Annotated in this window: 12 protein-coding genes; 3 read left to right on the top strand and 9 right to left on the bottom strand. The window is 72.4% G+C overall.

All coding sequences use genetic code 11. The features are described from left to right. Positions 1 to 18: 18 nt before the first annotated feature. The gene (locus ABZW17_RS01125; RefSeq protein WP_354808341.1) at positions 19 to 2,148 is read right to left on the bottom strand and encodes a caspase family protein; all 2,130 of its coding nucleotides are present in this window, start codon (positions 2,146 to 2,148) and stop codon (positions 19 to 21) included. A 54-nt stretch (positions 2,149 to 2,202) separates the two neighbouring features. Further along, positions 2,203 to 3,330: an erythromycin esterase family protein gene (locus ABZW17_RS01120; RefSeq protein ID WP_354808339.1), complete on the bottom strand. Its 1,128-nt coding sequence runs from the start codon at positions 3,328 to 3,330 to the stop codon at positions 2,203 to 2,205. 31 nt (positions 3,331 to 3,361) lie between these two features. Here ABZW17_RS01120 and ABZW17_RS01115 point away from each other — a divergent pair, with 31 nt between their 5' ends. Beyond that, a complete protein-coding gene (locus tag ABZW17_RS01115; RefSeq protein WP_354808337.1) occupies positions 3,362 to 3,997 on the top strand; it encodes a TetR/AcrR family transcriptional regulator in 636 nt (211 codons plus the stop codon). Here the strand turns inward: ABZW17_RS01115 and ABZW17_RS01110 are convergent. Genes ABZW17_RS01110 through ABZW17_RS01100 form a run of 3 tightly spaced genes read right to left on the bottom strand, consistent with a single transcriptional unit; the run spans position 3,957 to position 8,162 of the window. After that, on the bottom strand, positions 3,957 to 4,433 hold the full coding sequence (locus tag ABZW17_RS01110; protein WP_354808335.1) for a GNAT family N-acetyltransferase: 477 nt from the start codon (positions 4,431 to 4,433) through the stop codon (positions 3,957 to 3,959). The two genes, ABZW17_RS01115 and ABZW17_RS01110, sit on opposite strands and share 41 nt — an antisense overlap. Next, a complete protein-coding gene (gene recG, locus ABZW17_RS01105) occupies positions 4,430 to 6,583 on the bottom strand; it encodes an ATP-dependent DNA helicase RecG (protein WP_354808333.1) in 2,154 nt (717 codons plus the stop codon). The genes ABZW17_RS01110 and recG overlap by 4 nt, the downstream gene beginning before the upstream one ends. Positions 6,584 to 6,587: 4 nt before the next feature. Further along, complete coding sequence (locus ABZW17_RS01100; protein WP_354808331.1) at positions 6,588 to 8,162, bottom strand: DAK2 domain-containing protein; 1,575 nt, start codon at positions 8,160 to 8,162, stop codon at positions 6,588 to 6,590. Between the two features lie 133 nt (positions 8,163 to 8,295). On the opposite strand from ABZW17_RS01100, the gene rpmB reads away from it, so the two are divergent. Further along, positions 8,296 to 8,487: a 50S ribosomal protein L28 gene (gene rpmB, locus ABZW17_RS01095; RefSeq protein ID WP_176172341.1), complete on the top strand. Its 192-nt coding sequence runs from the start codon at positions 8,296 to 8,298 to the stop codon at positions 8,485 to 8,487. A gap of 141 nt (positions 8,488 to 8,628) precedes the next feature. Here the strand turns inward: rpmB and ABZW17_RS01090 are convergent, their stop codons facing one another. From ABZW17_RS01090 to ABZW17_RS01080, 3 genes are all read right to left on the bottom strand, one after another. Then, positions 8,629 to 9,396, bottom strand: a complete 768-nt coding sequence (locus ABZW17_RS01090; RefSeq protein ID WP_354808328.1) for an alpha/beta hydrolase — start codon at positions 9,394 to 9,396, stop codon at positions 8,629 to 8,631. 68 nt (positions 9,397 to 9,464) lie between these two features. Next, positions 9,465 to 10,142 carry a uracil-DNA glycosylase gene (locus ABZW17_RS01085; RefSeq protein WP_354808326.1) on the bottom strand — a complete coding sequence of 226 codons (678 nt, stop codon included), beginning with the start codon at positions 10,140 to 10,142 and terminating at the stop codon, positions 9,465 to 9,467. A gap of 30 nt (positions 10,143 to 10,172) precedes the next feature. Continuing rightward, positions 10,173 to 10,703, bottom strand: a complete 531-nt coding sequence (locus tag ABZW17_RS01080) for a gamma carbonic anhydrase family protein (RefSeq protein WP_354808324.1) — start codon at positions 10,701 to 10,703, stop codon at positions 10,173 to 10,175. 32 nt (positions 10,704 to 10,735) lie between these two features. Between ABZW17_RS01080 and ABZW17_RS01075 the strand changes: the two genes are divergently transcribed. Continuing rightward, positions 10,736 to 11,938, top strand: coding sequence for a glycoside hydrolase family 27 protein (locus tag ABZW17_RS01075; protein ID WP_354808322.1), 1,203 nt, complete (start codon positions 10,736 to 10,738; stop codon positions 11,936 to 11,938). Here the strand turns inward: ABZW17_RS01075 and ABZW17_RS01070 are convergent. After that, a complete protein-coding gene (locus ABZW17_RS01070) occupies positions 11,925 to 12,404 on the bottom strand; it encodes a GNAT family N-acetyltransferase (RefSeq protein ID WP_354808320.1) in 480 nt (159 codons plus the stop codon). The genes ABZW17_RS01075 and ABZW17_RS01070 overlap by 14 nt on opposite strands. Positions 12,405 to 12,420 lie beyond the last annotated feature (16 nt).

Below are 12,420 nucleotides of genomic sequence, written 5' to 3'. Positions count from 1 at the left end.
CGGTGCCCGGACGACAACTCAGAGCCGTCGCCCGTTCGGCTGATTCCGCGCGATCAGGACGCCGGCGACCACCCCGAGCACGAGCGAGACCCCGAAGACGATCAGCCCGGCGAGGTTCGTCCCCTCGGGTTCGGACTTCCCGACGGCGACCGCGATCCCGAGGGCGGCGACGGACCAGCCGGCGGCGAACCGCCCGGCCCCGGTGACGCCGGCCAGCACCGGAACGGCGACGGTGAGGACGGCCGTGAGCGCGAAGGTGCCGGCGCTGCTGTCGGCGGAGCGTTGGACGGCGAGGCCGATCACGCCGATCAGGCCGACCGCCACCGCGGCCCAGCCGTACGGGCCGGGGCGCCGGAAGCCGACCTGCCGCCGGACGAGCCAGAGGGCCCCGGCTCCGGCGGCGAAGACGGCGAGCAGCCCGGCGAAGAGGAACCCGAAGGCGGCCCCGAGGTGGTGCCCTTCCTCGGCGGTGAGCGCCCGGCCGGTGGTGTAGGTCGTGACCAGCCCCCACAGGGCGGCGACGGCGACTCCGGCGCTGCGGCCGGACGTGGTGCCGGTTTCGAGAAGGCCGGAGACGATCGCGACGAGGGCGAGCGGCCAGACGTACCACTCGAGCCCGGGAAGCGCGCCGGCGAGCGTGTGGCTGTAGTCGCCGACGTTGTACTGGTATTCGAAAGCCAGGCTGACGGCCATGAGGACGCCACCGCCGATGGCGAGCAGCCCGAGGAAGACGGCGGCGGGATCACGGCGAGCGGCGGCCCGAGGCGCGGCGGGTTGCGACGGCCCGGCGGTTCCGGCCGCGACGGGATTCGGCGCCTCGGCGACCGGTCGTTCCTCCGTGGACTCGGCAGTGAGCGCCTTCGGCCCAGCCACCACAGCCTGCTCCGGCTCCGCCACCTCGGCCGCAGCCGCCGGTGCTTCGACCGGCTCGACCTCCGCCGACGCCGCTTCCACCTCGACCGTCGTCTCGCCCGTCGGGCCCGTCACCACCACCTTCCCCCGCCGCACCGCCGCCCCCGGCGTCACCGTCACCTCGGCTCCCCCGCCGACCTCCCGGACCGAGATCCACTCCTCCGACGCCTCGAACCGGCACGCCCGCGCCACCGGCGGCCCCAGCAACCGGATCCGCCGGCCGGCCACGTCCCCCTCGAAGCGCAGAACACCCGCGTCCGCCCGCACCACCGCGAACGCCATCGCGTCCGAAGCCGCCGCCGCGATGTGCTCGATGTCCGTCGAGGCCATGGCCCGGAGCGCCTCGAACGCCCCCATCGCCACCGGCAGGTTGTCGCTCGACAGCCTCCGGCGCAGCTCCGCCACCGCGCCCAGCCTCGTGAACGGGTTCTCCGCCCCGATCGCCGCCGCCAGGTCCGCCGGCACCGGCGAGGGCTTGATGCGGCGACGGCGGCTCTTCGCCAGGTACAGCTCGCCCTGCATCTCGATGTCGCGGCTCGGGGTCTGCTTCGGGTTGCGCTCGCGGACGCGGTCGAACAGGTAGTCGTACAGCTCGCCCAGCGCGATCCAGCCGTCCTCGTCGCGGTCGGCCTCGCCGGTGCGCAGGCCCTCCACCAGCGCCGACGTGAACACCGACGGCTGTGCGGGCTCGTCCGAGGCCAGGCGTGCGCCCTCGAAGGCGTACTCGATCGAGTTCGACGCCGTGATCACCGCCCGGCCGCGGCCGCCGCGGAAGCTGTCGAGCACGTTCGCGTCGCCCGACGCCCGGACCGCCACGCCCTGGCCGAACGCGCCGCCGTAGCAGCAGTCCAGCAGCAGGACGATGCTGCGCGAGCGGCTCTGCCGGATGCACTGCTGCACGAACTGCGCCGGCACCGCCGTCGACCGCAGCCGGTCGGGACGCGTGTTGCGGGCCGCGAAGTACAGCGCCCCCGAGTCGTCCTTCAGGCCGTGGCAGGAGAAGTGCAGCAGCAGGACGTCGTCGGGCTTGCCCTCCACGCAGAGGTCCTCGATCTCCGCCTGCACCGCGTACGCGGTCTCGTTCCGCACCACGCGCACGTCGAAGTCGCTGATCGCCCGGTCGGCGAGCACCCCGGCCAGGGCGTCGGCGTCCGCCGCGGGCGAGCCCAGCCGCTGGAGTCCCGCGTTGTCGTACTCGCCGTTGGCGACGATCAGCGCCCGCCTCCGCCCGGCCATACCGGTAGGAAACGCCCACCGCCCCCGGTGCGGCAATCAGCCGAACGGGCTCACCTACCCGGCGGTGCCGCCGAAAATCGTTTCCTGCTTCTCCAGGCAGACCACCGCGTCGAACGCCGAAGCCACATCCACCGGCACAGCCATGTGCGCGTGCCGGATGCCCGACGCCTCGGGACGCGCGACCACGCACGGCGCCCGCGAGGCCAGCGCCGCCTCGACGCTGCCTTTCGCGGGTTCGTCGAGCGCCTGCTCGAACATCCGGAACCCCAGCGGGAAGGCCGGATCGGACGCCAGGCCGGTCGTCGTCCCCGAGACGGCGGTCAACGCGAGCGCGAAGTACCGATCCCCCAGCTCGGCAGCCAGGTGCGTGCCCGCGGTGGGCGACCGCATGCCCGGCACCGGCGACAACGGGACACGCTGCAAGTGTCCGTTGTGGAGCATCAGCACGATCTTCTCGCCGGGGAACCGCCGCCGCAGCAGCCGCACGGTGGCCGCCATGTACGTGTCCCGCGACGAGCTCTGCGGCTCCGGCGCCTGCCCGGCCATCAGCGCGTCCAGCTCCCGCAGGTACAGGTCGACGCGCAACGCGCCCTCCGCGTCGTGCGCGGCTTCGGGCGCGACCGACTCGACGTGTCCCTTGAGGACAGTCAGCGCCACGGTGGCCGCATCCCGTGCCGCGACGCCCAGCTCCCGGTACCGGTCGGGCGCCGCCGCACTGCTCACCGACGCGTACGCCCCGCAGGCCGCCAGCGCCGTGTCCACAAGGGACACATTGGCGGGATCCACCCGCGCAAGTACTTCGCGCACCGCTTCCAGCGACGGCACCGGCGAACCCGCCGAGCTCGCCACGTCGAGGCCGGAGAACCGCACGCCCCGGCCGCGCAGCCAGGTCAGCATCTCGTGCACCTCGGCGGAGTCGCCGAGGCCGAAGGTGAAGCCGTCCCGCGCGATGTCGGCGACCTCGCCCGGGCCGCCCTGCAGCCACGCGTCGACCAGGTGCCCCTCCGGGAAGCCGCCCTCGAACCCGAGCACGGTGAACCCGCACTCGGTGACGAGGTGACGCAGGAGCCGGTCACGCAGCACACCGAACTCGCGGATGTGATGGTTGTTCTCGCCGATCGCGACGACTTCGGCGTCGCCGACCAGCTCGGCGATCTCGGCAACGGCGACGGTTCCTGTCATACTGGAGACACTAACGCAACAGGAGTAGCAGTTGGCAACCGAGATTTCCGGGACGAAGCGCCCGGGCGGCCGCACCGAGCGGACCCGCCTCGCCGCGCTCGAAGCCACCCTCGAGCTGCTCGGCGAGCGCGGGTACGCGGAGCTGACCGTCGAGGCGGTCGCCGAACGCTCCGGCGTGCACAAGACGACGCTGTACCGCCGCTGGGAGTCCGCCGAGGGCCTGGTCGCGGCGGCCCTGCTGATGGGCACCGAACAGGAGTGGGCGGCCCCGGACACCGGGTCCCTGGAAGGTGACCTGCGCGCCATCAACCTGGAGCTGGTCCGCTACTTCACGACGCCGGGCGAGCGCGAGCTCCCGACGGCGTCGATCTCGGCCGCGTTCCTCTCCGCGCGCGCCGCCGACGCCCTGCAGGAGTTCTACGTCGACCGCCACGCCCGCTCGGCCGCCGCCGTGCACCGCGCGGTCGAGCGCGGCGAGGTCCCGCCCGGCACCGACGCCGTCGAGGTGGTCCGGGTGGCCTGCGGGCCGGTCTTCTACCGCCTGTTCGTCTCCCGGGAAGGCGTGACGCCGGAGGACGCCGGCGTCGCCGCGAAAGCGGCCGCGGCCGCGGCGAAGGCCGGCGTGTTCACGGCAGCCGGCGGCGGTAGCGCATCTCCTCCAGCGTGACGCGCCCGTCGTCGACCGTCTCGGTCTGGCGGGCGTCGTCGTCCACCCAGCCCTGCCGGACGTAGAACGCCTTCGCCCGCTCGTTGGTCGCGAGCACCCACAGGACGGCGCTGTCTCCCGTCATGTTTTCGACAACGCGGTCGTGCAGCACCCGGCCGAGTCCCCGGCCCCAGAACTCCGGCAGCAGGTACAGCGCGTACAGCTGGGAAGGCCCGAAGGCGGCGAAGCCCACGACGATGCCGTCGTCCTCGGCGACCAGCACCTGCCCGGCGCCGTCGCCGATGCGCCGGGCCCACGCCGTGGCGCGCGAGGAAGCCGAGAGGCGCGCGAGGAAGTCCGCCGGGATCAGGCCGTCGTAGGCCGCCTGCCAGGACCGAACGTGGATCTCACCGATCGCCGGAGCGTCGGCCACCGTGGCGGCGCGGACCGTGCTCAACTCTTCTCCAGGTACTCCGCGCGGTCGACGTCGACGACGTCGCCGACCATCTGGGCCAGGCCCCGGTACTTCTTCAGGTCGGGGTCCTTTTCGACGATCTCCTGCGCGCTCTGCCGGGACGCGGCGATGACGTCCTCGTCCCGCAGCAGCGACAGCAGCTTGAGCGTGGACCGCTTGCCCGACTGCGCGGCGCCGAGGATGTCGCCTTCGCGGCGCAGCTCCAGGTCCAGCCGCGACAGCTCGAAGCCGTCCGTCGTGGATTCGACCGCCGCCAGCCGTTCGCGGGTCGCCGTGCCGTCGAGGGTCTCGGTGACCAGCAGGCACAGCCCCGGCACGCTGCCCCGGCCGACGCGGCCGCGCAGCTGGTGCAGCTGGCTGACGCCGAACCGGTCGGCGTCCATGATCACCATCGCGGTCGCGTTCGGCACGTTCACGCCGACCTCGATGACCGTGGTGGCGACCAGGACGTCCAGCTTGGCCGCCGAGAACGCGCGCATCACGGCGTCCTTGTCGTCGGGCGGCATCCGGCCGTGCAGCACGCCGATCTTCAGGCCCTGCAGCGGCCCGTGCTCCAGCTCGGGCGCGACCTCCAGCACGGCCAGCGGCGGCCGCTTGTCGCTCTTGTCCGACGGCGGCTCGTCGCCGATCCGCGGGCACACGACGTACGCCTGGTGGCCCTTGCCGACCTCTTCGCGCACGCGCTGCCAGATCCGCTCGAACCAGGCGGGCTTCTCGGCGACCGGCACCACGGTGGTGGCGATCGGCGACCGCCCGACCGGCATCTCCCGCAGCGCGGACACCTCCAGGTCGCCGTACACGGTCATCGCGACCGTGCGCGGGATCGGGGTCGCGGTCATGACGAGCACGTGCGGGCTGGTGTCGCCGGCACCGCGGGTGCGCAGCGCGTCCCGCTGCTCGACGCCGAAGCGGTGCTGCTCGTCGACGACGGCGAGGCCGAGGTCGGCGAACTCGACGTGGTCCTGGATCAGCGCGTGCGTGCCGACGACGATCCCGGCTTCCCCGCTGACGATCTCCAGCAGCGACTTCTTGCGTTCCTTCGCGCCCATCGACCCGGTGAGCAGCGTCACGCGGGTGGCGTTCTCCGCCGCGCCCAGCTCACCGGCCTGGCCGAGGTCGCCGAGCATCTCCCGCAGCGAGCGCGCGTGCTGCGCGGCCAGGACCTCGGTCGGCGCCAGCATCGCGGCCTGCCGCCCGTTGTCGACGACCTGCAGCATCGCCCGCAGCGCGACGACGGTCTTGCCCGAGCCGACCTCGCCCTGGAGCAGCCGGTTCATCGGGTGTTCGGACGCGAGGTCCGCGGCGATCTCGTCGCCGATCCCCCGCTGGCCCGCGGTCAGGTCGAAGGGCAGCCGCTTGTCGAAGGCGTCCATCAGGCCGCCGCTGACGTGCGGGTTCGCCTTCGCCGGGCGCGAGATGGCCGAGTGGCGCCGCTGCGCGAAGATCAGCTGGACGGCCATCGCCTCGTCCCACTTCAGGCGCTTCTTCGACGCCTCCAGGTGTGCCCAGTTCTCCGGCCGGTGGATGCCGCGCAGCGCGTTGTCGAGGTCGGCGAGCTTGTGCAGCCGCCGCAGCTCGGCGGGCATCGGGTCGTCGTCGACTTCGAGGACGTCGAGGACCTGCCGCACGCACTTGGCGATCGACCAGGTCGGCATTCCCTGCGCCGCCGGGTAGACCGGGATGATCGCGGCCAGGAAGTCGTCCATCGCCTCCTCGGCGCGGTCGGCCTCGAACAGCTCGTACTCGGGGTTGGTCAGCTGCAGGGTGTCGCGGAAGGCGGACACCTTGCCGGCGAAGAGGCCGTGCTTGCCGGGGACCAGGTCCTTCTCGCGCCACGCCTGGTTGAAGAACGCGCAGGTCAGCCGGCGTTTTCCGTCGGTGATGACCATGTCGAGGATGGTGCCGTTGCGGGCCTTCATCCGCCGCTTGCTCACCTTTTCGATGCGCGCCAGCACGGTGGCGTGCTCGCCGAGCTCGAGCCCGGCGATGTCGGTGAGCTCACCGCGCTCGGCGTACCGGCGCGGGTAGTGGCGCAGCAGGTCGCTGACCGTCTCGATGTCCAACGACGTGGCGAGCGCCTTCGCCGTCTTGGCCCCCAGCAGCAGCGGCAGCTTGTCGCGCAGTCCGGCCATCTCGCTATTCGACTCCCATCAGCAGCACGGCGTCCGCCTGGCCGCTGGCGTAGCTCGTGAGCTCCACCTCCGGGTGCTCCACCCGCAGCTGTTCGGCGAGCTCTTCGGCGACCCCGGGCGGGGCGGCGGCCCCGCTCAGCACCGTCACCAGCTCCCCGCCGAGCGCCAGCATCCGGTTGAGCACCTTCATCGCGGCCGCGACGAGGTTGGTCTCGGACGCCGGCGCGGGCTCGATCAGCACCACCTCGTCGTCGACCAGGCCGACCACGTCACCGGACTGGGCCCGGCCCACCCAGGTTAGCGACTCTTCCTGGGCGATCCGCAGTTCGCCACGCCTGGTCGCGGCGGCCGCTTCGGCCATCGCGACGACGTCGTCGTTGGTGCGGCGGCCGGCGTCGTGCACGGCGAGGGCGGCCAGCACCTGCACCGGGGAGACGCACGGGATGACCACGACGTCCCGGTCGGCGGCCATCGCGTGCCCGGCCGCGGTATCGGCCGCCGCGGTGAGCGCGACGCTGCCCGGCAGGACGGTGACGTGCCGCCCGGCGGCCTCGTTGAGCAGGCTGATCATGTCCTCGACGCTCGGCGTCCCGCCCTCGGGCACGGCCAGCACCGGGATGCTTTCGGCGCGCAGCAGCTCGGCCAGCGCGCCGCCGTGGACGACGGCGACGACCGTGCGGTCGATCCCGCCGCCCGGCTCGATCGGCGTCGGCGTGAGCAGCGGCTCGACCCGGATCCTGCGCGGACGCCCCAGTGCGAGCCCGGCCTCGATGGCGCCGCCGATGTCGGCGCAGTGGACGTGCACGGCGTGGCTGCCCGAGCCGTCGCCGGCCACGGTGACGCTGTCGCCGAGGCCGCTCAGCTCCTTCCGCAGGGTCGGCAGGTTCGCCTCGTCGACGCCGTCCAGCAGGTACATGACCTCCCAGGCGTAGACCTCGGCGCTTTCCGTGTGGACCTCGAGGGCGTGGTCGTGCTCGGCGGGGGCGCCGGTGAGCACGTCGACCAGCGCGTCGAGCACGGCGACCAGCCCGCGCGCGCCGGCGTCGACGACTCCGGCCCTGGCCAGTGCGGGCAGCTGCTCCGGCGTCTTCTCCAGGGCGTGCGCGGCCTCTTTCGCGGCCTTCTGCGCGACTTCCGGCAGGGGGCTCGTGGCCCCGCGGACGGCGAGGGCGACGGCGTGCAGGACGGTGAGGATGGTCCCGGCGACCGGCCGGCTGACGGCGCCGGTGGCGACCTCGTCGGCGTGGCCGAGGGCCCTCGCCAGCCAGGGACCGTCCAGGTCCCCCTCGGCGCGGTCGGCGAGCCCGCGGATGACCTGGGAGAGGATGACGCCGGAGTTCCCCTTGGCGGCGGCGACCGCCCCGCGGGCGAGAACCTTCAGCGCTTCGGCCGCGGTTTCCGGCGTCGCTTCCGAGAGTTCGCGGGCCGCGCCGGTCATCGTGAAGAGCATGTTGGAGCCGGTGTCGGAGTCGGCGACGGGGTAGACGTTGATGCCGTCGATGGCCGGCCGCAGGCTCGCCAGGCTGCGCACACAACCCGCAGCCCAGGCCGACACCGCCGCCGTGTCCAGCACCCGCACCCCGTAACCTCCTACCCGGTCCCCGGGCAGCGTATCGACCCGGTGCCGGGGGGCCGGAACGCAGTAGTTACTATGGTCGAGTTGCCCAGTGCATCTGGGCTCTTTCTATGACCCAGATCCAAAGGAGTTCGACGTGGCTGCCGTGTGCGACGTCTGTGGCAAGGGACCGGGCTTCGGCAAGGCGGTCTCGCACTCCCACCGCCGTACCAACCGCCGGTGGAACCCGAACATCCAGACCGTTCACGCCAAGGTGGGTGTGTCCCAGCGCAAGCGCCTGAACGTGTGCACCTCGTGCATCAAGGCGGGCAAGGTCGTTCGCGGCTGAAGCGAAAGTTTGGGGTGGCGAGTGCTCGTGGAGAGCACTCGCCATTTTTTCGCTTCAGGTGTCCTCTGGGGGTCGAACCCCCAGACCCCCGCCAGGGGGCAAGCCCCCTGGACCCCCGGCGGGGTCACCTGAGCGGTCAACTCACTTCAGGAAATCGGTCAGCAGGTCCTTGAGCGTCTCCGGGTACTGCAGCACGCCGTGGTCCTGGCCTTCGAGGGTCTCGTGACGCGCGCCCGGCACTGCCTCGGCTGCCGCGCGGGCGCCTGACTGCAGTGCGTCGTCGCTCGCGCCGCCGCCGATCACCAGCGCCGGGATCGCGATGCGGGCCAGCGAGGCGCGCGGGCGGGCGTCCGGGCCGCAGATCGTCAGGTCGTACGGCAGCGTGTGCGCCAGCGCCGTGAACCAGCCCCAGACCGGGGCCTGCTTCATCCCCTCGATCATCTCCGCCGGGGTGCCCGCGACCTGCAGGAACGTCGCCACCGCGCCATCCCGGTCCCCCTCGGCCAGCCGCGCCCGCACCTCGTCGACGACGTCGCCGCGCGGGTGCTCGTCCGTCGCGTACGGCGGCTCGTACGCCACCACGCGGTCGATGCCGATGCCCGCCGCGGCCGCCTCCAGGGCCAGGATCGCGCCCGACGAGTGGCCGAACACCGACGCCGTCCCGCCCACCTGGGCAATCAAGGCGGCGAGGTCCTCGATCTCACGTTCCACCGCGTACTCGGGCGAGTCGCCGGAATCACCGCGGCCCCGCCGGTCGTAGTTGACCGCCGTGAAGTCGCCGGCCAGGACCTCGGCCAGGCCCACCGTGGTCGTGCGGTCGTTGAAGGCGCCGCCGACCAGGATCACCGGCGGGCCGTCGCCGCGCTGCTCGAAGAAGATGGTCGTGCCGTCGGCCGAAGTGACGTTCATGGTTTCCTCCGCAAAAGGGTTCGTTCACCCCTTGGTCGGAGCCGTCACGCCGATCCGGACACCGATCCTCAGGGAAGTTTCCAGTCCACCGGCGCCGCGCCCTGCTGCTCCAGCAGCTGGTTGGCCCGGCTGAACGGCCGCGAGCCGAAGAAGCCGTTGTGCGCCGAGAGCGGGCTCGGGTGCGCCGACTCGATGCACGGCACCTCACCCAGCATCGGGCGCAGGTTGCGCGCGTTGCGGCCCCACAGGATCGCCACCATCGGCTCCGACCGGGCCGCGAGGGCCTTGATCGCCTGCTCGGTGACCGCCTCCCAGCCCTTGCCCTGGTGCGAGTTCGACTTCCCGGGCTGCACGGTCAGCGACCGGTTGAGCAGCAGCACGCCCTGCTCGGCCCACGGCGTCAGGTCGCCGTTGGCCGGCAACGGGTGGCCGAGGTCCTCGGTGTACTCCTTGTAGATGTTGATCAGGCTCTTCGGGATCGGCCGGACGTCCGGCGCCACCGAGAAGCTCAGGCCGACCGCGTGCCCCGGCGTCGGGTACGGGTCCTGGCCGACGATCAGCACCCGCACGTCGTGGAACGGCTGCTGGAACGCCCGGAGCACGTGTTCACCCGCCGGCAGGTAGGTCCGGCCCGCGGCGATCTCCGCGCGGAGGAACTCCCCCATCGCGGCGACCTGCGGCGCCACCGGTTCGAGGGCTTTCGCCCAGCCTGCCTCGACGATGTCCTGCAGCGGTCGTGCGGTCACGGCGCGCAAGCCTACCGGGCGTGGCCGGCGTCACCCGAGCGGGTCGAGCCGCCTCAGCTCGGCGCGGAACCGCTGCGCCCGCTTGACGTAGGAATCGACGACGAGCGCGATGTTCTCCGCGCTGAACGACGTGTTCTCCCGCACCTTCCCCGGCACGCCGAGGGCGATCTCGCCGGTCTTGACGTGGGAGCCGTACGACAGGACCGCGCCCGCGCCGACCATGCCGCCGTCCTCGATCACCGAGCCGTTCAGCACCACCGAGCCGGACGCGATCAGGCAGCCGGTGCCGATCGTCGCCCCCTCGACGTGCACCGCGTGCCCGATCGCCGACGACGGCCCGAGGATCGTCGGGTGCCGCTCGGTGCAGTGCAGGACGCAGCCGTCCTGGACGTTCGACCGCTCGCCGATCTCGATGTAGCCGTGGTCGCCGCGCAGGACCGTCTGCGGCCACACCGAGGCGTGCGCGCCGATCCGGACGTCGCCGATCACCGTCGCGTCCGGGTGGACGTAGGCGTCGGGGTGGATCGTCGGTTCGAGATCACCGAGCGCGTAGATCGGCATGCCGCCTCCGGGTGACTGCGGTTTCACTTCCGGTGCGATTGGATCACGGCATCACCGCGAAGCCGAAGACCAGCCCGCTCGTACTCCTCCTCGTCGTGCTGACGTGGCTGCTCAGCCTGCCCGTGGCCACGCCGGCGCTCGCGAACGGCCTGGCCGGGACCCCGCCGATGGGCTGGAACAGCTGGAACCAGGTCCGCTGCTACGACCTCACCGAGGACGTGGTGCGCCGGGCCGCCGACGCGCTCGCCGACACCGGCCTGCGTGACGCGGGTTACAAGTACGTGGTCGTCGACGACTGCTGGCAGGCCCCGGCCCGCGCCGCCGACGGTTCACTCCAGCCGGATCCGAAGCGGTTCCCGCACGGCATCGCCGACCTCGCCGACTACGTCCACTCCCGCGGCCTGCTGTTCGGCATCTACGCCGTGCCGGGCAGCCGGACCTGCGCGATGGCGAACGACGCCTACCCGGCGGCCGGCATCGGCTCGCTCGGCCACGAACGCCAGGACGCCGAGACGTTCGACCGCTGGGGCGTCGACTACCTCAAGTACGACTGGTGCAACGCCGACACCGTCGACGGCCTCGACCGGAAGGCCGCGTTCGAGAAGATGCGCGACGAGCTCGCCGCGCTGCCCCGGCCGATCGTCTACGCGATCTCCGAATACGGCGTCTCCAGCCCGTGGACCTGGGCGCGGCCGGTGGCGAACCTGTGGCGCACCACCTACGACCTGGTCCCGACCTGGGAATCGGTGCTCGCGACGATCGACCGGCAGGCCGCGGTCGCGGTGCACAGCGGCTCGCCCGGCGGCTGGAACGACCCGGACATGCTGCAGGTCGGCAACGGCACCCTCACCGCCGACGAGGCCCGCGCGCACTTCAGCGTCTGGGCGGTGCTCAACGCGCCGCTGTTCGCCGGCACCGACCCGGCGAAGCTGGGCGACACCGACCTCGCGACGCTCGGCAACGCCGAAGCGATCGCCGTCGACCAGGACTTCGCGGGTGGCCAGGGGCGGCGCCTCGACACCGGCCCGGGCTACCAGGTGTGGGGGAAACCGTTGTCGGACGGCGGTTTCGCGGTGGTGCTGCTCAACACCGGCAGCACCACCGCGACCGTGTCGGCGGACATCCCCGGCACCTGGGCGGTCCGGGACCTGTGGGCCCACCGGGACACCGGAACCGGCGTGTCGGCGACGCTGCGCCCGCACGCGGCGGCCCTGCTGAAGCTCACACCGAGGTGAGGTCCTTGCCGTAGCAACGGCTTTCCGGCTCGTCCCGGTAGACGCCGAACTTCGGGATCTCGACGTACCCCGACGACGTGTACAGCGCGATCGCTTCCGGCTGCTTGGTCCCGGTCTCCAGGACCGCCCGCTTGCGGCCGCACAGCGCCGCCGTGCGCTCCAGCTCGGACAGGATCATCCGCGCGAACCCGCGCCCGCGGGCGGAATCGGCGACGTACATCCGCTTGAACTCGGCGTCGCCGTGCTGGAAGTCGGGCTCGGGGCCGTCGTGGGCGCGCCACGCGCCGCAGGCGACGGGCTCGTCACCCTGGTAGCCGACGAGGAACACGCCCTGCGGCGGGTCGAAGTCGGCGGGGGTCATCGAGGTGATGTCCTCGCCGCCGTAGCGCTCGACGTACACCTGCTGCACCGCGGCCATGAGCTGGGCCGCGTCGGGATGGTCGTAGGGGACCGGAACGATTCTCACGCTTCCGGAGCCTAGA

This window comes from Amycolatopsis sp. NPDC004625 (genome assembly GCF_040609695.1).
Lineage (GTDB): Bacteria > Actinomycetota > Actinomycetes > Mycobacteriales > Pseudonocardiaceae > Amycolatopsis.
This window is presented reverse-complemented; position numbering and strand designations above follow the sequence as displayed.